The sequence below is a fragment of the Pseudoxanthomonas sp. JBR18 genome (assembly GCF_028198165.1).
In the GTDB taxonomy this organism is placed as follows: Bacteria; Pseudomonadota; Gammaproteobacteria; order Xanthomonadales; family Xanthomonadaceae; genus Pseudoxanthomonas_A.
In genome coordinates this window covers 4,208,349-4,233,259 of sequence record NZ_CP116339.1, presented here as the reverse complement: position 1 = coordinate 4,233,259, position 24,911 = coordinate 4,208,349, and the positions used below count along the sequence as shown (strand labels likewise).

At 67.8% G+C, this 24,911-nt stretch carries 19 protein-coding genes and 1 riboswitch; of the genes, 8 read left to right on the top strand and 11 right to left on the bottom strand.

Going from position 1 to position 24,911, the window contains the following annotated elements:
- Nucleotides 1–46 precede the first annotated feature (46 nt).
- A complete protein-coding gene (gene gcvP / locus PJ250_RS18980) occupies nt 47–2,923 on the bottom strand; it encodes an aminomethyl-transferring glycine dehydrogenase (RefSeq protein ID WP_271646168.1) in 2,877 nt (958 codons plus the stop codon).
- Nucleotides 2,924–3,008: 85 nt separating this feature from the next.
- Nucleotides 3,009–3,127: riboswitch (glycine riboswitch) on the bottom strand.
- A gap of 331 nt (nt 3,128–3,458) precedes the next feature.
- Between gcvP and PJ250_RS18975 the strand changes: the two genes are divergently transcribed.
- Nucleotides 3,459–4,709, top strand: a complete 1,251-nt coding sequence (locus PJ250_RS18975; RefSeq protein ID WP_271646167.1) for a multidrug effflux MFS transporter — start codon at nt 3,459–3,461, stop codon at nt 4,707–4,709.
- Between the two features lie 71 nt (nt 4,710–4,780).
- Entirely contained in the window at nt 4,781–5,188 is a 408-nt protein-coding gene (locus tag PJ250_RS18970; RefSeq protein WP_271646166.1) for an ester cyclase, read from the top strand.
- A 48-nt stretch (nt 5,189–5,236) separates the two neighbouring features.
- Here the strand turns inward: PJ250_RS18970 and PJ250_RS18965 are convergent, their stop codons facing one another.
- The 3 genes from PJ250_RS18965 to PJ250_RS18955 form a co-directional block, all read right to left on the bottom strand.
- Nucleotides 5,237–8,011: a TonB-dependent receptor gene (locus PJ250_RS18965; RefSeq protein ID WP_271646165.1), complete on the bottom strand. Its 2,775-nt coding sequence runs from the start codon at nt 8,009–8,011 to the stop codon at nt 5,237–5,239.
- 152 nt (nt 8,012–8,163) lie between these two features.
- Complete coding sequence (locus tag PJ250_RS18960) at nt 8,164–8,316, bottom strand: hypothetical protein (protein WP_271646164.1); 153 nt, start codon at nt 8,314–8,316, stop codon at nt 8,164–8,166.
- 14 nt (nt 8,317–8,330) lie between these two features.
- Entirely contained in the window at nt 8,331–9,938 is a 1,608-nt protein-coding gene (locus tag PJ250_RS18955; protein ID WP_271646163.1) for an alpha-glucosidase family protein, read from the bottom strand.
- Nucleotides 9,939–10,332: 394 nt separating this feature from the next.
- Between PJ250_RS18955 and PJ250_RS18950 the strand changes: the two genes are divergently transcribed.
- On the top strand, nt 10,333–11,817 hold the full coding sequence (locus PJ250_RS18950) for an MFS transporter (protein ID WP_271646162.1): 1,485 nt from the start codon (nt 10,333–10,335) through the stop codon (nt 11,815–11,817).
- Complete coding sequence (locus PJ250_RS18945) at nt 11,814–13,490, top strand: alpha-amylase family glycosyl hydrolase (protein WP_271646161.1); 1,677 nt, start codon at nt 11,814–11,816, stop codon at nt 13,488–13,490. The genes PJ250_RS18950 and PJ250_RS18945 overlap by 4 nt, the downstream gene beginning before the upstream one ends.
- A 164-nt stretch (nt 13,491–13,654) precedes the next feature.
- On the opposite strand, the gene PJ250_RS18940 is transcribed toward PJ250_RS18945, so the two are convergent.
- The 3 genes from PJ250_RS18940 to PJ250_RS18930 all read right to left on the bottom strand — a co-directional run bounded on the left by PJ250_RS18940 (nt 13,655) and on the right by PJ250_RS18930 (nt 16,515).
- On the bottom strand, nt 13,655–14,692 hold the full coding sequence (locus tag PJ250_RS18940) for a LacI family DNA-binding transcriptional regulator (RefSeq protein ID WP_271646160.1): 1,038 nt from the start codon (nt 14,690–14,692) through the stop codon (nt 13,655–13,657).
- A gap of 84 nt (nt 14,693–14,776) precedes the next feature.
- The gene (locus tag PJ250_RS18935) at nt 14,777–15,967 is read right to left on the bottom strand and encodes a BaiN/RdsA family NAD(P)/FAD-dependent oxidoreductase (RefSeq protein WP_271646159.1); all 1,191 of its coding nucleotides are present in this window, start codon (nt 15,965–15,967) and stop codon (nt 14,777–14,779) included.
- Nucleotides 15,967–16,515: a YaeQ family protein gene (locus PJ250_RS18930; RefSeq protein ID WP_271646158.1), complete on the bottom strand. Its 549-nt coding sequence runs from the start codon at nt 16,513–16,515 to the stop codon at nt 15,967–15,969. Before PJ250_RS18930 ends, PJ250_RS18935 begins: the two co-directional genes overlap by 1 nt.
- A 74-nt stretch (nt 16,516–16,589) precedes the next feature.
- Here PJ250_RS18930 and PJ250_RS18925 point away from each other — a divergent pair, with 74 nt between their 5' ends.
- From PJ250_RS18925 to PJ250_RS18910, 4 genes are all read left to right on the top strand, one after another.
- Nucleotides 16,590–17,471: a pseudouridine synthase gene (locus PJ250_RS18925; RefSeq protein ID WP_271646157.1), complete on the top strand. Its 882-nt coding sequence runs from the start codon at nt 16,590–16,592 to the stop codon at nt 17,469–17,471.
- 326 nt (nt 17,472–17,797) lie between these two features.
- Nucleotides 17,798–18,007 (top strand): cold-shock protein, encoded by a 210-nt coding sequence (locus PJ250_RS18920; RefSeq protein ID WP_271646156.1) that lies wholly within the window; start codon nt 17,798–17,800, stop codon nt 18,005–18,007.
- Between the two features lie 104 nt (nt 18,008–18,111).
- Complete coding sequence (locus tag PJ250_RS18915; RefSeq protein WP_271646155.1) at nt 18,112–19,671, top strand: protein adenylyltransferase SelO; 1,560 nt, start codon at nt 18,112–18,114, stop codon at nt 19,669–19,671.
- Nucleotides 19,672–19,751: 80 nt separating this feature from the next.
- Nucleotides 19,752–20,282 carry an adenine phosphoribosyltransferase gene (locus PJ250_RS18910; protein ID WP_271646154.1) on the top strand — a complete coding sequence of 177 codons (531 nt, stop codon included), beginning with the start codon at nt 19,752–19,754 and terminating at the stop codon, nt 20,280–20,282.
- A 48-nt stretch (nt 20,283–20,330) separates the two neighbouring features.
- On the opposite strand, the gene dbpA is transcribed toward PJ250_RS18910, so the two are convergent.
- The 4 genes from dbpA to PJ250_RS18890 form a co-directional block, all read right to left on the bottom strand.
- A complete protein-coding gene (gene dbpA, locus PJ250_RS18905) occupies nt 20,331–21,707 on the bottom strand; it encodes an ATP-dependent RNA helicase DbpA (protein WP_271646153.1) in 1,377 nt (458 codons plus the stop codon).
- 73 nt (nt 21,708–21,780) lie between these two features.
- Nucleotides 21,781–22,212 (bottom strand): barstar family protein, encoded by a 432-nt coding sequence (locus PJ250_RS18900; protein ID WP_271646152.1) that lies wholly within the window; start codon nt 22,210–22,212, stop codon nt 21,781–21,783.
- On the bottom strand, nt 22,209–22,655 hold the full coding sequence (locus tag PJ250_RS18895; protein ID WP_271646151.1) for a guanyl-specific ribonuclease: 447 nt from the start codon (nt 22,653–22,655) through the stop codon (nt 22,209–22,211). Before PJ250_RS18895 ends, PJ250_RS18900 begins: the two co-directional genes overlap by 4 nt.
- Before the next feature lie 343 nt (nt 22,656–22,998).
- A complete protein-coding gene (locus PJ250_RS18890) occupies nt 22,999–24,768 on the bottom strand; it encodes a M14 family metallopeptidase (RefSeq protein ID WP_271646150.1) in 1,770 nt (589 codons plus the stop codon).
- Nucleotides 24,769–24,911 lie beyond the last annotated feature (143 nt).

The window sequence follows — 24,911 nt, the reverse complement described above, 5'->3', positions numbered from 1 at the left end:
GCCCCGCCGGAGCGGGGCCTTGTCGCGTCAGCGGACCTGGGCGTGATCAGGCCTCGACGTCGTCTTCCTTGTAGGCATCGACCGGGATGCAGGCGCACATGATGTTCTTGTCGCCATAGACGTTGTCCACGCGCGCCACCGGCGGCCAGTACTTGGCTTGCTTGAGGCTGGCCAGGGGAAAGGCGGCCAGTTCGCGCGGGTAGGCGTGGGTCCACTCGCTGCCCGACACCTGGGTAGCGGTGTGCGGGGCATGCTTGAGCGGGTTGTCCTCACGGTCCAGGCGACCGTCTTCGATGGCGCGGATCTCCTCGCGGATCTGGATCATCGCGTCAATGAAGCGATCCAGCTCGTGCTGGGATTCGCTTTCGGTCGGTTCGACCATCAGCGTGCCGGCGACCGGGAAGCTCAGGGTCGGTGCATGGAAGCCGAAGTCGATCAGGCGCTTGGCCACGTCCTCGGCGCTGATGCCGGTGGCCTTTTCCAGCGGACGCACGTCCAGGATGCACTCATGGGCCACCAGCCCATTGCGGCCGGTGTAGAGCGTCTTGTAGTGGGGGCTGAGCCGCTTGGCGATGTAGTTGGCGTTGAGCAACGCCACCTGGGTCGCCTTGCGCAGGCCACCGGTGCCCATCATGGTGATGTACATCCAGCTGATCGGCAGGATGCTGGCGCTGCCGAAGCTCGCCGCCGAGACCATGCCGACTTCGCCTTCGCCGCCCAGGGTCTTGGGCAGGAACGGGGCCAGGTGCGATTTGACCGCGCACGGGCCCACGCCCGGGCCGCCGCCGCCGTGCGGGATGCAGAAGGTCTTGTGCAGGTTGAGGTGCGAGACATCCGAGCCCCACTTGCCGGGCTTGGCCACGCCGACCAGGGCATTCATGTTGGCACCGTCGGTGTAGACCTGCCCGCCGTGCGCGTGCACGGCCTCGCAGATGGCCACGATGTCTTCCTCGAACACACCATGCGTGGACGGGTAGGTGATCATCAGCGCGGCCAGACGGTCGGAGTACTTCTCGGCATTGGCGCGGATGTCGTCGACATCGACGTTGCCGTTGGCATCGCACTTGGTGACCACGACCTTCATGCCACACATCTGCGCCGAGGCCGGGTTGGTGCCATGCGCGGACTCGGGGATCAGGCAGATGTCGCGATGGCCTTCGCCGCGCGAGCGGTGGTAGGCGCGGATCGCCAGCAGGCCGGCGTATTCGCCCTGCGCGCCGGAGTTGGGCTGCAGGCTCACCGCGTCATAGCCGGTGCATTCGACCAGCATGGCTTCCAGTTCATCGATCAGCTGCGTGTAGCCGGCGGACTGCGCGGCCGGGGCCAGCGGATGGACCGCACCGAACTCCGGCCAGGTCACCGGGATCATCTCGGCCGTGGCGTTGAGCTTCATCGTGCAGCTGCCCAACGGGATCATGGTGCGATCCATCGCCAGGTCCTTGTCGGCCAGGGCGCGCATGTAGCGCAGCAGTTCGTGCTCGCTGTGGTGGGTGTTGAACACCGGGTGCTGCAGGAACACGCTGGTGCGCACCAGGCCCTGCGGCAGCGCATCGGCGGTGGCGGCATCGAGCGCATCGACATCCACACTCGCACCAAACAGCGCGCCCAGCGCGACGATGTCGGCGCGCGTGGTGGTCTCATCGACGCTGACGCCCAGCGCCTCGCTGTCGATCACGCGCAGGTTGATGCCGGCGGCCAGCGCCTTGGCGTGGATCGCGTCGGCGTCGACGCCCTTGACGTGCAGGGTGTCGAAGAAGTGTTCGCCCACTTCGACGCCGGCATCGCGCAGCGCGGCGGCCAGGATCGCGGCCAGGCGATGGGTGCGACGGGCGATGCGGGTCAGGCCGTCGGGGCCGTGGTAGACGGCGTACATCGAGGCCATCACCGCCAGCAGCACCTGCGCGGTGCAGATGTTGGAGGTCGCCTTCTCGCGGCGGATGTGCTGCTCGCGGGTCTGCAGGGTCAGGCGATACGCCGGATTGCCCTGGGCGTCGATGGACACCCCGATCAGGCGGCCAGGCATCGAGCGCTTGTAGGCATCGCGGCAGGCCATGAACGCGGCGTGCGGGCCGCCGAAGCCGAACGGCACGCCGAAACGCTGCGAGTTGCCGACCACGATGTCCGCGCCCCATTCGCCGGGCGCGGCGATCAGGGTCAGGGCCAGCAGGTCGGTGGCCACGGCGACCAGGCCGTTGCGCGCGTGCACGGCGTCGGCCAGTGCCTTGTAGTCACCGATGTGGCCGAAGGTATCCGGGTACTGCAGCAGCACGCCAAAAGCATCGGCGTCCATCGCCTGTGCCGGCGTGCCCAGTTCCAGCACGATACCCAGCGGCTCGGCGCGGGTGCGCAGCAGTTCCAGGGTCTGCGGATGCACCGCGTCATGGACAAAGAACACGTCCGACTTGGACTTGGCCGAGCGCTTGGCCAGGGTCATCGCCTCGGCCGCCGCGGTGGCCTCGTCCAGCAGCGAGGCGTTGGCGATCTCCATGCCGGTCAGGTCGGCGCACATGGTCTGGAAGTTGATCAGCGCTTCCATGCGGCCTTGTGAGATTTCCGCCTGGTAGGGGGTGTAGGCGGTGTACCAGGCCGGATTCTCCAGGATGTTGCGCAGGATCACCTTGGGGGTGTGAGTGCCGTAATAGCCCTGGCCGATGAAGCTCCGGAACACCTGGTTCTTCAGCGCGATCTGGCGGATCTTGGCCAGCGCTTCTTCTTCGGTGATCGCCTCGGGCAGGGCCAGCGGGGCCGGCGACTTGATCTTGCCCGGGACGATGGCGTCGGTCATCGACTCTAGGGTCGGATGGCCGACCACGTCGAGCATCTGCGCGATCTCGGCGTCGTTGGGGCCGATGTGGCGTTCGACGAACGCGCCGTGGTGTTCGAGGTCGCGCAGCGAGGGGGTGTTCTGGGACATGGCAGGCATCCGTCAGGGTGGGGCACGCGAAAGGTTCGGAAGCCGCGGCCCTCCTGCGATCCAGATGCGGATCGGCGGAGTGGCGGCGTCTTCCTCGCGCCCCTCTGTCCTTTTGCCTGAGAGTTTAAAAGCGCGCTGGATTGCGCTTCGTGCCCCTTCGGCGCCGGTGCCGAGCCCTGTCACGGGCCGACCGGTCTCTCCAGAGTGTGTGCTGCCTGCGGTGGTATCGGGCCTGAGCGATTACGGGCGTTGCGCCTTCGGCAGCGGAGCCGGTCCTGGACGGGCCTGCGCCGCTTCTCCCACCTGTGTTGCCCCGCCGATTATACGGGCCGGGCAGGGCTGCGTACGCCCGGGCCGGACGCCGGGTGTCGCGATCCCGGGACGGCCTGTCCGGCCCGGGCGGTTAACGGGACCGGGCCCAGCGCCTATCATGGCGCCCTTCCTTCCTTGTCATCGCCGTGTGCCCCCCGGGGCTGCGCGGCGCCCTCGTCGTGTCGCCCGTGCGTGCCATCCGCGCAGATGGCGCCTGCCAGGACCCCATTCCATGCCGTTGCCCGCCACCTCGACCCGTCGTCTCGCCCTGCTGCTGGCCGGACTGGCGATGTTCGGGCCGTTCTCGATCGACACCATCTTCCCGGCCTTCCCGCAGCTGGCCCAGCGCCTGGGCGTGGAACAGGTCGCGGTGCAGCAGACCGTCAGCGTGTACCTGCTGGCCTACGCAGTCATGAGCCTGGCCCATGGCGCGCTGTCCGATGCCTTCGGCCGCAAGCGGGTGATCCTGGGCGGACTGGTGGTGTTCGTACTGGCCTCGGCCGGCTGCGCGCTCTCGCGCGACCTGGGCACCTTGTTGGCGTTCCGTGCCCTGCAGGGCTTTTCGGCCGGAGCCGGCATGATCGTGGGGCGGGCGGTGATCCGCGACCTCTACGAGGGTCACCTGGCGCAGAAGCTGATGAGCCAGGTGTCGATGATCTTCGGCATCGCCCCGGCCATCGCGCCGATCATCGGGGGCTGGATCCTGGGCAGCGGCGCGGGCTGGCCGGTGATCTTCTGGTTCCTGGTCGTTTTCGCTGCGCTGCTGATCTTGGCCACGGCGGTCTGGCTGCCGGAGACGCATCCGCCGGCCGCGCGCACGCCGCTCTCGCCCGGTGGCCTGTGGCGGGGCTACAAGGCCATCGGCCTGGACCGCCGCTTCCAGCGCCTGGCCGCCTCGGGCGCGCTGACCTTCGCCGGGATCTGGCTGTACATCGCTTCGGCGCCCGTGGTCGTCATGGAGTTGCTGGGCAAGACCGAGCAGGACTTTGCGTGGCTGTTCATCCCCACCATCGGCGGGATGACGCTGGGCTCGTGGCTGTCCGGGCGCATGGCCGGCAGGTTGAAGCCCGCCGCGCAGGTGCGCGTGGGCTTCATCTGCTGCGCGGTGGCCAGCTTGGCGAGCATCGCCTACGCGTCGATATCGCCCACCTTCGAGGTGCCGTGGGCGGTGTTGCCGATCTTCGTGGCCGGCACCGGCATGGGCCTGGTGTTCCCGATCCTGGCCCTGGCCGTCCTAGACCTGTATCCGCGCCAGCGCGGGCTGGCGTCCTCGCTGCAGGCCTTCGTCCAGCTCACCACCAACGCCTTGGTGGCCGGCGTGCTGTCGCCGCTGGTCGCGCATGATCCGATGCACCTGGCGTTGGGGGCGACGACGTTCTTCGTCGCCGGCTGGTTGTGCTGGCGCGCCGATCGCCGCGCGGGCCGGCGCCTGCCGCGTCAGGGCGCGATGACACCGCGCCTGGAGCCGGCCGACGGCGCCTGAACTTGCGCGTTGACTTCGTGCACAGGCCAGGCCTGCTGCACTGCGCTTCCACAAACGACCATGGAGTACGCATGCACGCACAGGACATGGATCGCTTCTACCGCGCCTACCTGGATTGCCTGAATCGGCGGGATTGGGACGCGTTGGGCGAATTCGTCGCAGAGTCGGTCAGCCACAACGGGCGGGCATTTGGGCTGGAGGGCTACCGACGGATGCTGGAAGACGACGTCCGGTCGATTCCGGACCTGCGATTTTCCATCGACCAGCTCGCCTGCACCGCGCCGATCATCGCCGCGCGGCTGGTGTTCGATTGCACCCCGATGGGCGAACTGTTCGGACTGCCGGTCAACGGGCGCCGGGTGCGGTTCTGCGAACACGTCTTCTACCGCGTCGAGGCGGGGCGTATCGCACAGGTGTGGTCGCTGATCGACCGCGCGGCCATCCAGGCACAGCTGTCCCAGGTCCCGTCATCGCCCTAACAGAAGCGCCCCTCGCGGGGCGCCCTGTATCGACCGATCCCGCTGTGGTCAGAACTTGTAGTTGACGCCCAGCACGACCGTGCGGCCCCACTCGATGTATTCCAGCGGGCGGTCCTTGGTTTCGGCATAGGTCCGGTAGGGCGCGTTGGTCAGGTTGCTCCCCTGGAGCAGCAGGCTCAGGCCCTTCAGGTTGCTGCCGTCGCCAAAGGTATAGCTGATCTGCGCGTCGGTGATGTTCTCGCCGACCACGTAGCGCAGGGTGCGGTTGCCGTTGAAGTTGCCGATCTCGCCGATGAAGTCCGAGCGCCTGCGCTGGCTCACCCGCGCCTCGAATCCACTGTGCTCGTAGTAGGCGGTGAAGTTGTAGACGCGCTTGGACAGGCCGGGCAGGTCGATGGCATCGCTGCCCACGCTGGAGGCGCTTTCCGGATCCATGATCTTGACGTCGCTGTCGTTGAAGGTCGCGCTGGCCTGGATGCCGAAGCCTTCCAGTGGCGCAAACACCATGTCCAGCGGCAGCGAGGCGGTCAACTCCAGGCCCCGCAGCGTGCCACCCTTGCCGTTGAACGGCGCGCTGAAGGTACCCGTGGTCTGTACCGGCACGGTCATGCCCGGCGGCGGCACGTAGCCGGCCACCAGCGCGCTGAAATCGTAGTCGTCGCGGGTCTGGGTGTAGATGTAGGACTTCAGGTCCTTGTAGAAGACCGCGGCGGCCACGTAGGCCTTTTCGCCGAAGTACTTCTCATACGAAAGGTCGACCGCGTTGGCGCGCCAGGGATCGAGCAGCGGATTGCCGCCGCTGGCGCCGGGCTTGCCGGTGGAGGTGTCCACGCCGAATTCCAGCGAGGCGCGCATCTGGTCCACGCGCGGACGGGCCACCTGCTTGGCCAGGGCGAAGCGCAGGGTCTGCTCGTGCGCAAACTGGAACGCCAGGTTGAGGCTAGGCAGCCAGTCGTTGTAGGTCTTGCCTTCCTCGATTGGGCGCACCTCGCTGCCGGCAGGCTGCGAGGCATCCCAGTAGTTGGCGCTCGAGGACTGGTCGGTGTGCTGCATCTGCACGCCAACGTTGCCGCGCACGCCGACCTCGCCCCATTGGGTGTCGATATTGGCGCGCGCCCAGGCGGTCGTGATCTTTTCATCGACCGTCCAGGCCTTGGAGACCAGGTAGGACGCGTCCTCGTTCGGTTCGAACACCATGTAGCGCGCCACCGCGCCAGGCACGTTCCAGGCCGGGATGTAGCCGATGCCGGCAAAGCCCAGGTTCACCGGGGAATACTGCAGGTCCGAGGCGACGGTGCTGTCGCCCTGCGCGCCCAGGGTGATGTTGCCCTCTGGCTGGTGCTTCTGCTTTTCGCGGTCGGCGTAGTTGACGCCCACGTCCAGGTCGGAGAACCAGCTGAGCGACTGCGGCATGGGGAAGCTGGCCTGCAGGCGCGCGCCCTTCAGCCTGTCTTCCACCTGCGGCGCCTTGCCGTAGCCGGAGCCATAGATCGTGTTGGTCAGGAACAGGGCGTCGGGATTGGAGTAATCCAGGCTTGGCGAGATCTGCGAGAAGTCGTTCCCACGGAAGGCCAGGCCGACGGTGTCCAGCTGCGGCATGGGGGTCAGCTGGAGGTTGTTCTCCAGGTTGAGTTCCTTGCGCGTGGCCTTGGAGTAGTTGAGGTCGGTGTTGATCCTCACCGCACCGGCGTTGAACTCGTTGTTCCATCCGAACGCGTCGATCTTGTCCTTGCGCTTGTTGTACATGCCGCGCACCAGCGGATACACGCCGCTGGCGGTACCGCCGGTGAAGGTGTTGTCCGCGTTGACCTGCGGATTGGTGATCAGCAGGCCCGGCGTGTAGCCGCCGTTGTAGTTGCTGAGGTTCAGCTCGAACTGGTTGGCCGTGTCGATCTGCTCGGCTTCGGTATGGAAGGCATCGAGCGTGCTGGTCCAGTTGTTGGAAGGCCGGTACTGCACGGTGGCCATCACGCCGTCGCGCTTTGAGTTGCCGGTGCGGCGCAGCGCCTTGATGCCATCGGAGAAATAGGTGCCCGGCGCCACGCCAGGACGCGATCCGCTGTCGGTGTTCTGGGTGCTCCATGGCTCGTACAGACCCACCTGGTTTTCCTGGATGGGCATGTCGGTATGCGCATAGCCGATGGACACGCCCAGGGTCTTGTCGAAGAACTGGTCGATGTAGCTGACGCTGAAGCGGTTGCCATAGGCATCGACGTTGGCGGCCTTGCCCAGCGAGTTGCGCTGGTAGCGGCCGCCGATGGCGATCACGCGCTCGCCGAAGCTCAGCGGGCGCACGGTCTGCATGTCCACGGTGCCCGACAGGCCCTGGCCGACCAGGCCGGCATCGGGCGTCTTGTACACGGTCACGCCGTTGACCAGTTCCGATGGGTACTGGTCGAACTCCACGCTGCGGTTGTCGCCGGTGCTGACCACCTCGCGCCCGTTCAGCAGGGTGGTGGAGAAGTCGGGCGACAGGCCGCGGACGCTGATCACCTGCGCGCGTCCGGCCACGCGCTGCGCGGCCAGGCCGGGCAGGCGCGCCAGCGATTCGGCGATGCTCACGTCGGGCAGCTTGCCGATGTCCTCGGCCGAGATCGCCTCGACGATCGAGGTCGATTCACGCTTGACCGAGATCGCGCCTTCGATGCTGCGGCGGATGCCGGTCACCGTGATCCGCTCAAGATCGGTGGCCTGGGCGGTCTGGGTGCCAGCAGGATCGGCCGTGGTATCGGTCGGCGTGGTCTGCGCGTTGGCATGCGTATTGGTCAACGTGATCGCGGACGCCAGGGCCACGCACAGCAGGTTGCGCTTGGGAGTCAACATTTTCCCCTCCAGTCAATGTCGGTGCAGCGTTCAAGGTGTGGGCCGGCATCCCCACATCGCCGGCGTTTCGCAAAGGCGTTAAAACAAGGCCTATTCGAATGGGCGGCCATGGTAGTGCCGGCCCGCGCGGATGCATCGGCCTGCATACGTATTCATGGCAATGCGATGAAATTCGGTGCGCGCAGCGATGTCGCTGTGGCACCGACCTGCGCTTGGCAGGCGCGGTGCGCACGCATGAAAAACGCTTCCACATGCCCACGGTCGGCCTTTTGTTGCATCGCGGCAGGTGCTTTGCGCATGGCCATGCGGCGCCCGCCGCTCAGGCCAGGGTCGCGAACCAGCTGCCGCGGCCGGGCAGCGACAGCGTGCCGGCCTCGAGCGTCGCCGCGCGCAGGCCGTGATCGTCGACCGTGGTGGTCTTCATGCCTTTCGGCAATGGCCACTGCACCGGCGCGGTCGACAGGTTGAACACCACCAGCAACGCCTGGCCTTCGCCTTCGCGCACGAAGGCCAGCACCGGCTCTGGCGTGTCCAGGAAGCGGATATCGCCGCGCACCAGCGCCGGATGGCGCCGCCGCCAAGCCAGGAAGCGGCGCACCTGTTGCAGCACCGAGTCAGGATCGGCCTCCTGGGTCGCCACGCTGCGCTGCACGTGTTCGGCCGGCACCGGCAGCCACGGCACGCCGGCGCTGAAGCCGCCGCCGGGCAGCGCCTGCCACGGCATCGGCGTGCGGCAGCCGTCGCGGCCCTTGAAGTTGGGCCAGAACGCCTTGCCGTACGGGTCCTGCAGCAGCTCGTAGGGGACCTCGGCCTCGCTCAGGCCCAACTCCTCGCCCTGGTAGACGCAGACCGAGCCACGCAGCGAGCACACCAGCGCCACCAGCTGTGCGGCGAAGGCCGCATCGCCAGCGCCGCCCCAGCGGGTCACCGCGCGCGGCACGTCGTGGTTGGAGATGGCCCAGCACGGCCAGCCTTCGTCCATGGCCGCCTCCAGCCGCGAGACCGTCTCGCGGATGTAGGCCGCGCTGTAGTCCTCGACCAGCAGCTCGAAGCTGTAGCCCATGTGCAGGCGGGTGTGGCCGGTGTATTCGGCGGTGGTGGCCAGCGAGTCTTCCGAGGAGATCTCGCCCAGCGCGGCCACGTCCGGATAGCGGTCCATCAGCGCGCGCAGCCGCTCCAGGAACGGCAGGTTCTCGGGGCGGGTGTTGTTGTACCAGTGGTACTGGTAGGCGTAGGGGTTGTCCGGGCTGAAACCGCGCCCGACGCGCTCGGCCTTGGGCTTGGGCGGGTTGTCGCGCAGCTGCTGGTCGTGGAAGCAGAAGTTGATCGCATCCAGGCGCAGGCCATCCACACCGCGGTCCAGCCAGAACTGCACGTTGTCCAGCGTGGCCTGCTGGACATCGGGGTTGTGGAAGTTCAGGTCCGGCTGCAGGCCCAGGAAGTTGTGCAGGTAGTACTGCTCGCGGCGCGGCTCCCAGCGCCAGGCCACGCCGCCGAAGATCGACATCCAGTTGTTGGGCGGCGTGCCGTCTTCCTGCGGATCAGCCCAGACGTACCAGTCGGCCTTGGGGTTGTCGTGGCTCTGCCGGCTCTCCTGGAACCACGCATGCTGGTCCGAGCAATGGCTGAGCACCTGGTCGATCATCACCTTGATGCCCAGCCGATGGGCCTTGGCCAGCAGCGCGTCGAAGTCGGCCAGGGTGCCGAACATCGGGTCCACATCGCGGTAGTCGGCGATGTCGTAGCCGAAGTCGGCCATCGGCGACTTGAAGAACGGCGAGATCCAGATTGCGTCCACGCCCAGGCTGGCCACGTAGTCCAGCCGCTCGACGATGCCCGGCAAGTCGCCGATGCCATCCCCATTGGTGTCCATGAAGCTGCGCGGATAGATCTGGTAGATCACCGCGCCACGCCACCAGTTGTTCATTGCCTTCCCCGAGAAATGCGGTGCCCCGCCAGGCCACTGCCTGGCGGTCGAAAACGGGCGCCACTATTCCACGCGATCCCGATGACGTCGCCAGAGGATGGGTTCGAAGACGCATGAATACGTATGCAGGCGTGGCGGCGCGTGCGCGTTGCCGAAGCGAGTCGACGAGACGCGCGGGGTCCGCCGGACAATGCGTGAAGTGTCTTGAAAAAAGGCATTTCATGCGCTTTTGGCGAGGCCTGGGACAACGGTCAAAGGCGGGTTCGAGGCCGGGATGCGTGTTTTGCAGTGCAGCATGGCAAGCGCGTGGGCAGAGGTCACCATGACGCGCCGACCCGGTCACGCATCATCGTGAGTGCGCACCGTGCCGTCGCAAGGGGATTTCACTCGCATCATGACCCGTACCCGTGCCCTGTCGTTCTGGCAGATCTGGAACATGTGCTTCGGCTTCCTGGGTATCCAGTTCGGCTTCGCCCTGCAGAACGCCAACGTCAGCCGCATCTTCCACACGCTGGGCGCGTCGGTGGACGACATCCCGATCCTGTGGATGGCCGCGCCGCTGACCGGCCTGCTGGTGCAGCCGGTGGTCGGCTATTTCTCGGATCGGACCTGGACGCGGCTGGGGCGGCGACGTCCGTACTTCCTGGTCGGCGCGGTGCTGGCCACGCTGGCCTTGTTGGCCATGCCGCATTCGCCTGCGCTGTGGATCGCCGCGGGGTTGCTGTGGGTGCTGGATGCGTCGATCAACATCTCGATGGAGCCGTTCCGCGCCTTCGTCGGCGACCTGTTGCCGACCCGGCAGCGCGCGTCGGGTTATGCGATGCAGAGCTTTTTCATCGGCTTAGGCTCGGTGGTCGCCAGCCTGTTGCCGTGGATCCTGGCGCAGGTCGGCGTGGCCAATACCGCCGGGGCGGGCGAAGTGCCGGACACGGTGCGCTACGCGTTCTACTTTGGCGGCGCGGTGTTGATGCTGGCCATCGTCTGGACGGTGGTCACCACGCGCGAAGCCCCGCCCGGCCAACTGGCCGGTGAGCTGGAGCCGCCGACCACCGCGCCCGTGCCAGTGGCATCGGGCAATGGCGCGGTGCGGGTGCGGCTGGGCATGGTGGCGCTGGTCCTGGGCCTGATTGGCTGCGTCCTGGTGGCGGCGTTTGGCCTGGACAAGCAGCTCTACGTGCTCGGCGGTGGTGCGGCCGTCGCCGGTGCGTTGCTGCTGGGGCGCGGACGCGCCCGCGGCGGGATGTACGCGACCATCGTGGACGACCTGATGGACATGCCGCCGGCGATGCGGCGGCTGGCGGTGGTGCAGTTCTTTTCGTGGTTCGCTTTGTTCGCCATGTGGATCTATACCACCGACGCGGTGACCAGCACCCATTTCGGCACCAGCGATACCACCTCGGCCGCCTACAACGAGGGCGCCAACTGGGTGGGCGTGCTGTTTGCCGCCTACAACGGCTTTGCCGCGCTGGCGGCGATCGTGATTCCGTGGATGGTGCGTGCCATCGGCCTGCGCTGGAGCCATTTGCTGAACCTGTGCCTGGGCGGCGCGGGGTTCTGCTCGTTTCTTCTCTTTCGCGATCCGCACTGGTTGCTGCTGTCCATGGCCGGGGTCGGATTCGCTTGGGCCTCGATCCTTTCGCTGCCCTACGCGCTGCTGTCCGACAGCGTGCCGGCCGCGAAGATGGGCCTGTACATGGGCATCTTCAATTTCTTCATCGTCATCCCGCAACTGGTCGCCGCCTCGATCCTGGGCCTGCTGGTCAAGACCGTCCTGGGCGGCGCACCGATCAACGCCCTGGCCGTCGGTGGCCTGAGCCTGGTGGTGGCCGGCCTGTGCACCCTGCGCGTGCCCGAACCTCGCCTGGAGTCCCAAGCATGAAGCCGCTGTCCTTGTCCCTGTTGGCCCTGGCGACCGTCCTGGCGCTGCCGGCCCGTGCGCAGCAGGCGCCGGCCGATGAGCTGTACGGCACGCTGGAGCCGTTCGCCAGCGAGGCGATCTATTTCGTGGTGACCGACCGCTTCGTCAATGGTGATCCGTCCAACGACCACCGCGACCAGGGCGGCAAGCACCACACCTTCGATATTCCCGTGCCGGGCGCCCCGGCCGGCAAGAGTGCGAACATCGGCTACCTGGGGGGCGACTTCAAGGGCATCGTCGACAACGCCCACTACATCCGCGACATGGGCTTCAGCGCGGTGTGGGTGACGCCCATCGTCGACAACCCCGACCAGGCTTTTACTGGTGGCAAGCCGGTGAAGTGGGGCAGTTCGCTGACCGACCAGGGCAAGACCGGTTACCACGGCTACTGGGGCGTGAATTTCTACAAGCTCGACGAGCACCTGCCCAGCAAGGGCCTGGACTTCGCCGGGTTCACCAAGGCGATGAAGGGCCAGCAGCTGGACGTGGTGCTGGACATCGTCGCCAACCACGGCTCGCCGGCGTTCTCCATGCCTACCGCGCAGCCCCAGTTCGGGCAGCTCTTCGACAAGCAGGGCCACAAGGTCGCCGACCACCAGAACCTGGATCCAGGCAAGCTGGACCCGCGGCATAACCCGATGCATGCCTTCTACAACACCGGCGGGGGGCTGGCCGAGCTGTCGGACCTGGCCGAGGACAATCCTGCGGTGCTGGACTATCTGGCCGGCGCCTACGAACAGTGGATCGACCAGGGCGCCGCCGCCTTCCGCGTCGATACCATCGCCTGGATGCCGCACAGCTTCTGGAAGCAGTTCGCCGATCGCATCCGCGCCAAACACCCGGGCTTTTTCATGTTCGGCGAGGCCTTCGATTACGACGCGGCCTTCATCGCCGCGCACACGCTGGACCGCAACGGGCACTACAGCGTGCTGGACTTTCCCCAGCGCGGGAAGCTGTCCAAGGTCTTCGGCAGGGAAGGCGGCGGCTACGACGAACTGGAGCGCACGCTGTACCTGGAGGACGGTCCGTACAACAACCCCTACGACCTGGTGACCTTCTACGACAACCACGATATGGCGCGCCTGGACGCCAGCGACAACGGCTTCATCGATGCGCACAACTGGCTGTTCACCACGCGCGGCATCCCGGCGGTGTACTACGGCTCGGAGACCGGCTTCATGCGTGGCGCGGCCGAGCACGCGGGCAATCGCAACTACTACGGGCAGGCGCGTGTGGATGCGGCCGGCGAGAGCGCGATCTACCGCAATCTCAAGCGCATCGCCAACCTGCGTCGTGAATCGATCGCCCTGCAGCGCGGCTTGCAGCTCAACCTGCAGCTGACCAAGCAGACTGCCGCGTTCTATCGCGTCTTCGAGCACGACGGTCAGGCGCAGACCGCGCTGGTGCTACTCAACAAGGCTGACACGGCTTCTGAAGTGACGCTGGATACGCTGCTGCAGCCCGGCCAGTGGCGAGACGCCTTCGATGGCGCAGCCGTGCAGGTGGATGGGGACACGCTAGCGCTGGACGTCCCAGCGCATGGGGTGCGCGTCCTGCTTTACGACCAGCCGCTGACCAATGCGCTACTACGCGCGCGACTGGCCGAAGACATGGGACATCGCCTGCGCGACTAGAGCGTGTCCTCAATCCGGCGAGTCCCTGTGTGCGGGCGCGCACCCCGTGGGTAGACTCTGCTGGATTGACTCGCCGATTCCTGTAGGGCCGAGCTTGCTCGGCCGGGGCATTGCCGATAGAGCCCCAGCCGAGCAAGCTCGGCGCTACACGCGTGTCCATCGCACTACGCGCAGCGGGTCGAGCCGCGCAGGGCCAGGCGTACCGGGATGGTCTGGTTGTCCACCGGCTGGCCGTGGATCAGCTGCATCAGCGCATCGACCAGCAGCATCCCGGCCTGGCGTGTGTCCTGCTGGACCGTGGACAGGCCCGGTGCGACGAAGTTGGCCAGCGGGATATCGTCGAACCCGGCCACGGCCACGTTCTCGGGAATGCGCAAGCCGTGTTCCAGCAGCGCCTTCATCGCGCCGATGGCGATCAGGTCGCTGGCGCCGAACAGGGCGTCGAAACTGGCGCCGCGCGCCAGCAGCGCCTTGGTGGCTTCGTAGCCGGACTGCTCGCTGGTCTCCGCGTCGACCTGCAAGGACGGGTCCGGCGCCAGGCCTAGCTCGGCCAGCGCAGCGGCGACACCGCGATGGCGCTCCTGGAATTCCGGGTAATGCGCCGAGGCGTGACCGATGAAGGCGATCCGCCGGCGGCCCTGTTCCAGCAGGTGCGCGGCGATGTCATGCCCGCCCTGGAAGTTGTCGCAGCCGATCGATACGCCCGGCTGGCCGGGCAGGGCCGCGCCCCAGCGCACGAAGCGGATCCCCTGCTGCTGGAGCTTCTCCAGCCTGATGCGCGATTTGAGGTAGTCGCCGTAGCCAAGCAGGATCAGCCCGTCGGCCTTCTTGCTGTCGGCATAGTCGGCCTGCCAGTCCTCGGAGAGATTCTGGAAGGAGATCAGCAGGTCGTAGCCGTGCAGCGCGCAGGCACGGGTGATCGCGCCCAGCATCGATAGGAAGAAGGGATTGATCGCCGAGTCGTCTGGGGTGGGATCTTCGAAGAACAGCAGCGCCAGCGTCCCGGTGAGCTGGGTGCGCAGGTTGGAGGCGTTCTTGTCGACCTTGTAGTGCAGCTCCTCGGCGATGGCCAGGATGCGCTTGCGCGTCTCCTCGTTGACCATCGGGCTGCCGCGCAGGGCGCGCGAGACGGTGGGTTGGGAGACGCCGGCAAGATGCGCGATGTCCAGCGAGGTGGCCTTGCCCTTGATGGGATGCTGCACGGCAGTCACGCAGGGTGTTACGAGGTCGCGATCATGCCACGCGGCGCCACGAAAGCCGTGTTGCGCTGCGGCAGATCCGCGGGTCTAGACCACCTCGCCGGCGGCGTGCCCGGAGGCCCAGGCCCACTGGAAGTTGTAGCCGCCCAGCCAGCCGGTGACATCCAGCACCTCGCCGATGAAATGCAGCCCAGGCGCGCGCTTGGACTCGAAGCTGGCCTGTGAGACCTCACGGGTGTCCACCCCGCCCAGGGTGACCTCGGCGGTGCGGTAGCCCTCGGTGCCGCTGGCCACCAGCGGCCAGGCGCGCAGCAGCTCGGCGGCCTGGCGCAGCTGTGGGGCATTGAACTGCTTCATCGGCTTGTTGGGCAGCCAGTGCTCGCACAGGCGCTGGGCGAAGCGCCGCGGCAGCAGATCGGACAGCACGGTTTTCAGCTCGGCGGCCGGGCGCGCGGCCTGTTGGGCCTGCAGCACCTCCAGCGCGTCCTGGCCCGGCAGCAGGTCCAGCAGCAGCGGCTGGCCGGGCTGCCAGTAGGAGGAGATCTGCAGGATCGCCGGGCCGCTGATGCCGCGGTGGGTGACCAGCATGGCGTTTTCGAAGGCGGTCTTGCCGCACTGCGCGCGCACGGGCAGGGCGACGCCGGCCAAGTCGGCCAACTGCTGCTGCGGCTTGCCGCTCAGGGTCAGCGGGACCAGCCCGGCGCGCGTGGCCAGCACCTCGTGCCCGAACTGGCGCGCCAGTGCGTAGCCGAATCCGCTGGCGCCCATCGAAGGGATCGACAGTCCGCCGGTGGCGACCACCAGCGACGGCGCGGTGAACGCGCCCTGTGCCGTGTACAGCGTGTAGCCGCCCCCTTCGCACGCGGCCACGCGTTCCACGCCGCAGCTGGTGGCGATGCGCGCACCGGCGTCCGCGCACTCGGCCAGCAGCATCGCCACGATCTGCTTGGACGAGTCGTCGCAGAACAGCTGGCCCAGCTCCTTCTCGTGGTAGGCGATGCGGTGTCGCTCGACCAGGTCGATGAAGTCGCGCGGCGTGTAGCGCGCAAGCGCCGAGCGGCAGAAGTGCGGGTTGGCCGAGAGGTAGTTGGCCGGCGTGGTGCCGGTGTTGGTGAAGTTGCAGCGGCCGCCGCCGGACATGAGGATCTTCTTGCCCACCCGATTGGCGTGCTCGATGACCAGCACCGAGCGCCCGCGCCGCGCCGCGGTGGCCGCGCACATCAGCCCCGCCGCGCCGCCGCCGATGATCAGGACGTCGTGGGTGAAGCCGGGTTCCATTACGCCTGGGGCGCGTGGCGCACGCCGGGGACCAACACCAGCTGCAGCGCGTCACCCATGATCTGCACTTCGCCATCCTGGATCAGCACGTCCAGGCGCATGGTCCGCTGCACGTGACTGGCCAGGGTGGACACCACGTCGTGGGGCAGGTCGATCACCGTGAGTTGCTTCATCCGGCGCAGCGCCGCGCCCTGCTTGTGCCACCACACCTCGGCGGCGTGGCCGCCGTAGTTGACCACCACGACCTCGCTCGCGCGTCCGGCCGCCTTGCGCAGGCGGTTCTCGTCGGGCTGGCCCAGATCGATCCACTGTTCGATCTGGCCGGTGTAGTCGCGCCGCCACAGATCGGGTTCGTCCTCGGCGCTCAGGCCACGGCCGAACTCCAGCCGCTCGTGCGCATACAGCACGAACGCCAGCAGGCGCGCGACCAGGCGCTCGTCGGTTTCGGAAGGATGCTGGGCCAGGGTCAGGCTGTGGCTGGCGTAATGGTGCCGGTCAAGGTCGTTGATCTGAAGCTCGACCTTGCGGATCGTGGCAGAGAGGGCCATGCGGATATCGTCGGAAAGCGGACGTCATGATAATGGCTTCACCTTTGACGCACACGGCTCGACCGTGCATCGACGTGTCCCACACGCACGCACCATCGCCACAGCCCAGCCGCCTGCAACTGGCGCCAGGCCCCTGGTCCTGTCTGCTGGAGGGTCTCTGCGCGCGCTTTCCGGCGATTCCGCGCGAGACGTGGTGCGCACGTTTCGCACGCGGCCGCGTGCAGGATGCGCAGGGGAGGGCGCTGGCGCCGGATGCGCCGTGGCGGGTCGGGCAGGAGATCGTCTATTTCCGCGAAGTGGTCGACGAAGCGTCCATTCCGTTCGCCGAGTCGGTGCTGTACCAGGACGCGCACCTGCTGGTGGCCGACAAGCCCCATTTCCTGCCGGTGATGCCGTCGGGGCGGTTCGTGCAAGAGACCTTGCTCGCGCGCCTGCGCGCAAGGACCGGACTGGCCGAGCTGGCGCCGCTGCATCGGATCGACCGCGCGACAGCCGGGCTGGTCCTGTTCTCGGTCGACCCGGCCACGCGCGGCGCCTACCAGGCGCTGTTCCGCGAACGGCGCATCGACAAGCAGTACGAGGCCCTGGCCGCACCGTGCCCGCAGCGGATCTTTCCCTGTCAGGTCGCCTCGCGACTGGTCCGCGGCGAACCGTTCTTCCGGATGCGCGAGGTGGACGGCGCGCCCAACAGCCTGACCCGCGTGGCCGTCCTGGAGCGCGGGCCAGACCTGTGGCGCTACGCGCTGGAGCCGGTGACCGGGCGCAAGCACCAGCTGCGCGTGCACATGGCCTCGCTCGGCATTCCGATCCAGCACGATCCGCTTTATCCGGTGTTGCAGCCCCAGCACGCGCCGGAGGACTTCAGCCGCCCAGTCAAACTTTTGGCGCGATCCTTGGCGTTTCGCGACCCACTTTGTGGTGCGTTGCGACAATTCCAGAGCCGGCAGGCGCTCTAGATCCACCTGTCAGAACCGTCAGGAGTTTTCGTATCCAATTGATAGTGAAAGATATTTTCCTCCGAAAACAGCCGGGTTCCAGTGCCGGACCCATGCCCCCGCCAGAGCCCGACGAACGGGCTTGCAATTGCGTTGGCTTTTTCCCCCCAACCTGCGTATCGTTCGCGCCACTGTGCTTGCCAGGGTCACCGTAAATCGTGAGCCTGATGCGGTAGATCGTCAGATCGGCTACATCGTTTGCGTTTTTCCTACGCCTGCAAACCCAGTCTCAGTCGCGGTTTTTCGTGGCTGCGATTACCCATCGTTCGTTTTCAGGAGTAGTAAAAATGTCTGATCGTCAGACCGGCACCGTCAAGTGGTTCAACGACGCCAAGGGCTTCGGCTTCATTACCCCGCAGTCCGGCCCGGACCTGTTCGTGCATTTCCGCGCGATCCAGGGCACCGGCTTCAAGTCGCTGAAGGAAGGCCAGGAAGTGACCTTCGTGGCCGTCCAGGGCCAGAAGGGCATGCAGGCCGACCAGGTGCAGCCGCTGTAATCCAGCGCTTCATTGCGTCAACCGCATGAAGAGGACGCCGGGGTTTCCCCGGCGTCTTTTTTTGTGTCAGCGTCCATGTGGCCATGCCCGCGTAGGCTGTGCGCATGGAACTGCATTTCGACAACACCCTGCTGCGCGCGCTGCCGCGCGATCCCATCGACGGGCCACAGGTCCGACAGGTCCCGGGCGCGGTCTGGTCCAGCGTGGCGCCCACGCCGGTCGCCGCGCCGCGGGTGCTGGCCTGGTCGCCGGAAGTGGCGGCGTTGCTGGGACTCAAGCAGGACGACATCGAGACGGCCGAGTTCGCCCAGGTCTTCGGTGGAAATGCGCTGCTGCCGGGCATGGTGCCGTACGCGACCAATTACGGCGGCCACCAGTTCGGCAACTGGGCAGGGCAGCTGGGCGACGGTCGGGCGATCTCCCTGGGCGAGGCCATCGCGGCCGATGGCAGCCGTCAGGAGCTGCAGCTCAAGGGCGCCGGGCCGACGCCGTATTCGCGCTTCGCCGATGGACGCGCGGTGTTGCGCTCGTCGATCCGCGAATTCCTGTGCAGCGAAGCCATGGCCCATCTGGGCGTGCCGACCACCCGCGCGCTATGCCTGGTGGGCACGGGAGAAGACGTGGTGCGCGACATGTTCTACGACGGCCATGCCGCGCCCGAGCCTGGCGCGGTGGTCTGTCGGGTGGCGCCTTCCTTCCTGCGCCTGGGGCATTACGAACTCCCGGCCGCGCGCGGCGACACGGCGTTGCTGCGGCGATTGGTGGACTTCACCATCGAGCGCGACTTCCCCGAGCTGTCCGAGCTGGCGCCAGGCGCCGAGCGGGACGCGGCGTGGTTCACACAGATCTGTACGCGCACCGCGGTGCTGATGGCGCACTGGATGCGGGTGGGCTTCGTGCACGGGGTGATGAACACCGACAACCTCTCGGTCCTCGGACTGACCATCGACTACGGCCCGTATGGCTGGATCGACGACTACGATCCGGACTGGACGCCGAATACCACCGATGCGCAGGGCCGTCGTTATCGCTTCGGCTGGCAGCCGCAGGTAGCCTTCTGGAACCTCAGCCGCCTGGCCGGCGCGTTGTCGCTGCTGTTCGCCGATCCGGCGCCGCTGCAGGAGGCGCTGCAGGCCTACGCCGACACCTATGCCGCCTGCGAGCGCGCCGATGCCGCCGCCAAGCTGGGGCTGCCGGAGGGCGCGCCCGAGGCACCGCCCCTGATGGCGGAACTACGCGGCCTGCTGCACGGCGCCGAGGTCGACATGACGTTGTTCTTCCGTGGCCTGGGCGATCACGCGCCTGGGCCGCAGGCCCTTGCGCCGCTGGCCGACGCGTTCTATGACCCTGACAAGTACACCGCCCATCGTCCTGCCTTCGAGGCCTGGCTGACCCGCTATGCGGCGCTTTGCGCGGGCGAGGACGACGAGGCCGCGCGCCAGCGCCGCATGCGCGCGGCCAATCCGCGCTATGTGCTGCGCAACTACCTGGCCCAGGAGGCGATCGATCGCGCGCACGACGGCGATCTGACCGGGGTGCATGAGCTGCTCGAGGTGCTGCGCCATCCCTACGACGACCAGCCTGGTCGCGAGGCCTTCGCCCGCAAGCGCCCGGACTGGGCGCGCACGCGGGCAGGCTGTTCGATGCTGTCGTGCAGCTCGTAGCGACGGGCGCGCCCCTGCCGGCTGGCATCGGCGGCGCAGTGCAGTAGCATCGGGGGCCATCCTTCACTGCGAGAGCCTCGATGTCCGGCGATACCGAATGGGCAACCCTGATCCGCGACGTGCCTGATTTTCCCAAGCCGGGGATCCTGTTCAAGGACATCACCCCGGTGCTGGCCGACGCGGCCGCCTTCGCCGCGGCGACCAGTGCGCTGGCCGCGCCCTGGCGCGAGGCCGGCGTGCAGGCGGTGCTGGGGATCGAGTCGCGCGGCTTCATCCTGGGCGCAGCGCTCGCACGCGCCCTCAAATGCGGATTCGTCCCGGTGCGCAAGCCGGGCAAGCTGCCAGGTGACGTGCTGACAGTCGAGTACGGCCTGGAGTACGGCAGCGACAGCCTGCAACTGCACGCCGATGCGCTGCCGCCGGGGGCCAAGGTGTTGCTGGTCGACGATGTGCTGGCTTCCGGCGGAACCCTGCACGCGGCGCTGTCGCTGGCGCGCCAGCAGGGCTGCGACGTACTGGGGGCGGCGGTGTTGATCGAACTGCAGTCCCTGGGCGGCCGCGGTCGCTGGCAGGCCGACCTGCCGCTGACCGCGACGCTCCGCTACGCGTGAGCGGTCGGGGTCGCGCGTCCCGCGCTCAGGCGTGGCGGCGCACGGCCCTCAGAGCGCGCGCACTCGGAAGCTTCGGCCCTTGATCTTGCCGGCCGACAGCCGCGCGACGGCCTTGCTGGCGTGTTCGTCCCGGACCGAGACGTAGCTGCGCACAGGACCGATCGTGATCCTGCCGATCGCCGTGCCCGGCAGGCCCGCATCGCCGGTGAGGGCCCCGAGGATGTCGCCCGGTCGCAGCTTGTCCTTCTTGCCGCCATCCACGCGCAGTGACACGAAGGGCGCGCTGGGCGGCTGCTTGGGCCGGCCGGTCGCCAGGGGCGTTTTCATCCAGTCCAGCGGCGCACCTGACAGGTCTTCCAGCGCGCGCGCGCGCGGAAGCTCGCGTGGCGTGACCAGGCTGAAGGCCAGGCCGCTGCGGCCGGCGCGCGCGGTGCGGCCGATGCGGTGGGTGTAGGTGTCGGTGTCGGTCGGCAATTCATAGTTGAACACCGCCGCCACGTCCTCCACGTCCAGGCCGCGCGCGGCCACGTCGCTGGCCACCAGCACGTTGCAGCTGCCGCCGGCGAAACGCACCAGCACTTCCTCGCGGTCGCGCTGCTCCATGTCGCCGTGCAGGGCCAGCGCGGAGAAGCCGAAACCCTGTAGCGAATTGGCCACTTCATCCACGTCCTTGCGGGTGTTGCAGAACACCACCGCCGGTTCCACGCGCTGCTGTAGCAGCAGGCCCGCCAGCGCTTTCTGGCGCATGGCCGGCTCCACTTCGCAGAAGCGCTGGAAGATCGCCGGCGCCACGGTCGTGGTGGCGTCGGACGCCACTTCCACGGGGTCCTTCAGGCTGTCCTGGGCGATGACGCGGATGGCGTCGGGCCAGGTCGCCGAAAACAGCAGGCTCTGGCGCGTGGCGGGCGTGCGCCCGACGATTTCGCGGATCTGGTCCTCGAACCCCATGTCCAACATGCGGTCGCCTTCGTCCAGGACCAGGACGCGGACCCCGTTGAGATGCAGCGCCTTCTTGCGCATCAGCTCCTGCACGCGGCCTGGCGTGCCGACCACCACGTGCGGATCGTGCTCCAGGGAGGCCAGCTGGGGTTCGAGCGCCATGCCGCCGCACAGCAGGGTGACCTTGAGGTTGGGCAGGCCCACGGCCAGGCGGCGCACCGCGCGGGCGACCTGATCGGCCAGCTCGCGGGTCGGGCACAGCACCAGGGCCTGGGTCTTGACCAGCCCGGTGTCCACGCGGCTGAGCAGCCCCAGCGCGAACGCGGCGGTCTTGCCGCTACCGGTCGGGGCCTGGGCGATGACGTCGCGTCCCTCGAGGATGGCGGGCAGGGCGCGGGCCTGGATGTCGGTGGGGCGGGCGTAGCCGGCGGCGTCGAGACCGCGGCGCAGCGCGTCGGTCAGCGGAAGTGTCGAAAAGTCGTCCATCCGCCATGATCGCAGCATCGGCACGCGCTGCGAAGCGCGGGCGCACGCGCCGGCACCGCACGGCGATGCGGCGCTAGTCCTCCAGCTCGGCGATGTCCTTGTCGCGCAGGGCCAGGAATGCCCAGAACGGCACGCCCTGCGTGTGCCAATGCGCCTGGGCTTGGTCCAGGATGGCGATCAGCGTGTCGAATTCGGGTTCGTTGTGGGCGTGCAGCTCACCGGCCCCCTCCATCAGCAGCACGTAGCCGGACGCCTCTAGCCAGGACAGGTCGCGCAGGCTGTCCAGCAGTCCGTCCCAGTTGCGTCCGGCCGACACGGGGAAATCCAGGGCCACCGCGATGCGCAGCAGCAGGGTGCGTTTGTCGCGCACCCCCATCAGGTCGATCCGGCGCGAGAGCAGCCTTGCGTCGAAGGCGTAGTAGGCCAGCACGTCCAGGTCATTGCCACCGACGAAGAACACGCCGGCCTGGTCGGGATCGTGCAGGGCGGGAGGCTCCTGGCTCATGGCCGCTCCACCTGGAACGGCCAAAAGCTGGCGTAGTGATCGGCCGTATACCAGTAGCTGGAAGGGGGCGTGCCCCCGGTGACGATGCGCCGCGTCCCTCGGTTGGACAGCCCGGGCGTTTCCACCGTGTACTCGTGGTACCACCCCCGCGGTTGGCGTGGCAGGTGTCCTTCGAAGTTGCCGAACACCGCGCCGTCCTGCGGATGGGGGAAGGGGCCACCGCGGGCGATCAGGCTCAGCGTGGTCCTGGCCTCGGGCGGCAGAAAGTCTGGAAGGGCCTGGCGCTGCCCCGTGGCCGGTTCCCGCGCGACCGTGGACGCCGGCTGCGTCGGGTCGAGCGGACGGCTGCCCAGGAATGCCATGGCCAGGACCAGGCCGGCAACCAGCACCATCCATCCCCCGGTGCTGCGCGGCCGACGGCTTCGCGCTTCCCGACGCGACATGCGCTACCCCTGTTCAGGTTGAGTCGGAAGTGTCGGCGCCCTACATGCCGATGTAAACGGGCAAGCAGGTCAACATCGGTCACCGTTTGTCTGGAATGTGACGTCGCGTCACCCGCGTCAAGGTGTCGACGCGGCCGATGCGCGTGGCGACCAGCGATCGGGCAGGCCGACATCGACCTGCTCAAGTGCCGTGCGGGCATCGCCTTCCCATCGGCCCCGCTTCAACGGTGCGGCGTCCGGATACCGCGTGCCTCAGGCCGAAGGCCGGTACCGGTCGCCTTCAATGCGGTGGACCAGCGGCGTGACGTGCAACGGCGCGTGGTGCGCCCCCTCTCGGGCGGGATCAGTGCGGTGCGGTGTCGGTGCGCAGGACCGGATAGAGCCCGTAGCGGGTATCCCATGAAGGATGCCGGCGGGCGAAGAACTCCAGCCGCGCGCGTGGACTGGCGGCGAAGGCCGGGTCGTCCTTCAGGCGTTGCTCGAACTGCGCCTTGACCTCGGGATCCTGGAGCATCTGCCGCGCGACCTCCTCGGCGACATAACTCTCCATGTATTCCTTGCGCTCGAAGGCACCATTGAAATAGCCCCACTGCAGCAGCGAGTCCGGCCCGGCCGGGTCCAGCAGCGCCACCACCAGGCGCGCTCGCGGCTGGGCGATGGGGATGTAGAGGCTGCCGGCGGGCAGCTGCGCGGGCTCGGCGCCCCAGGCGCCGGCGAGCTTCAGGCGCTGGTGGCCTTCGGTGGAGGACTTGTCGAAGGCGATGTCGGTGGCCCGGTAAGCCTGTACGGACAGGTCCTCGTTCGCTTCCAGGCGCTGGTACGTCAGGCCGTGGGCACGCAGGCGCGGCTCGACCACCGGCGCCCAGGCGACCGGCACCAGATAGCCTGCGCGCGGCGCGGTGGTGGTGACCGACGGCACCATCTGGTCGCGCAGCGGGATGTGCCAGATGGTCGGTCTGGTCTCGTCGTAGTGGGTCATCAGCCCGCCGGACACGTCCGAGGGCGTGCGGGTATAGGCGTAGCCCAAAAAGTCGATCGTCCTGGCGGTGTCGCTGGCCTGCCAGTCCAGGATCTGCGGCTGACCGCCGAGCTGCGTCGCGGCCTGGTCGGCGGCTGCGGCGTCCTTGGACCAGTCACGGCCATGCGCGGCGGCCTGCTGCAGCAAGGCCACGATCGCGTTGCCGGTGATCGCCACACGCTGCGGGTAGCGCAGCCAGGAGTGGGTTTCCACCAGGATGCCGAAGCGGTTGCGCAGCTGGAAATATCCATGCGAAAAACGCGGCGGGTAGATCTCGTCGGTAAAGCCGGCGGCCGGGTTGTCGTGCTCGGCCAGCGAGGGATAGAAGGGCAGGGCGTGCGAGCCCTGTCGGTCCAGCTCGGCGATCATCGCCGCGCGCAGGGCCTGCCCGTCGCGCTGCAGGGTGGCATCGCCCTCGTGCGAGGGCTCGACCTGGACCGAGACGTCGTGGCGGAACTTGGCCCCGTCGGTGACGTGCAGGTCCAGCGCCATCAGCGGGTCCCACTGATTCACCAGGGCCAGCATCGCCTGCATTTCCGGGGCTTCGGCCTTGGTGTAGTCGCGGTTGAGGTTGAGGTTCTGCGCGGTGGTGCGCCAGCCCATCTCCTCCGGGCCGCGCTGGTTGGGGCGGTTCCACGCGGCGAAGCGCTCGTGCCCATCGACGTTGAACACCGGGACGAACACCCACACCACCTTGTCCAGCGTGCCCTTGGCGCGCCGGCCTTCCAGCAGCTGCCGGGCGACCAGGAAGCCGGCGTCCTTGCCATCGATCTCGCCGGCATGGATGCCGCCCTGGACCAGCACCACTGGCAGGTCTCGCGCCCGGGCCGATGCCGGGTCCAGCGCGCCGCTGGTGGAGATGACCATGGCGTGCATCGGCCGGCCCTCCGGTGTGGTGCCGAAGTCGAAGCAGCGCACCGCCTTGGGCCAGCGGGTGGCGAAGGCCTGGCACAACGGTCCCACCTCGGCATAGCGTCCGGTCTTCTGGAAGCCGGAGGCCTCGGCGACGGTGGTCAGGGCGTCATCGGCGGCGTGAGCCGCGAAGGTCAGGATCGGGAGGAGCAAACAGGCGATCAGGGCGGATGGCAGGCGCATCGGGGCGGGGAACCGTTTTCAAGGCAGCCCGCATCATGCCAGCCGAACGGCGCCTCGCCACCTGCCACCGCCAGGCGCGCCACGTCGTCGGTGTGACCTGACAGGGTGGTCAGCCAAGCCGTGTGACCCGCTGGGTAAGCTGG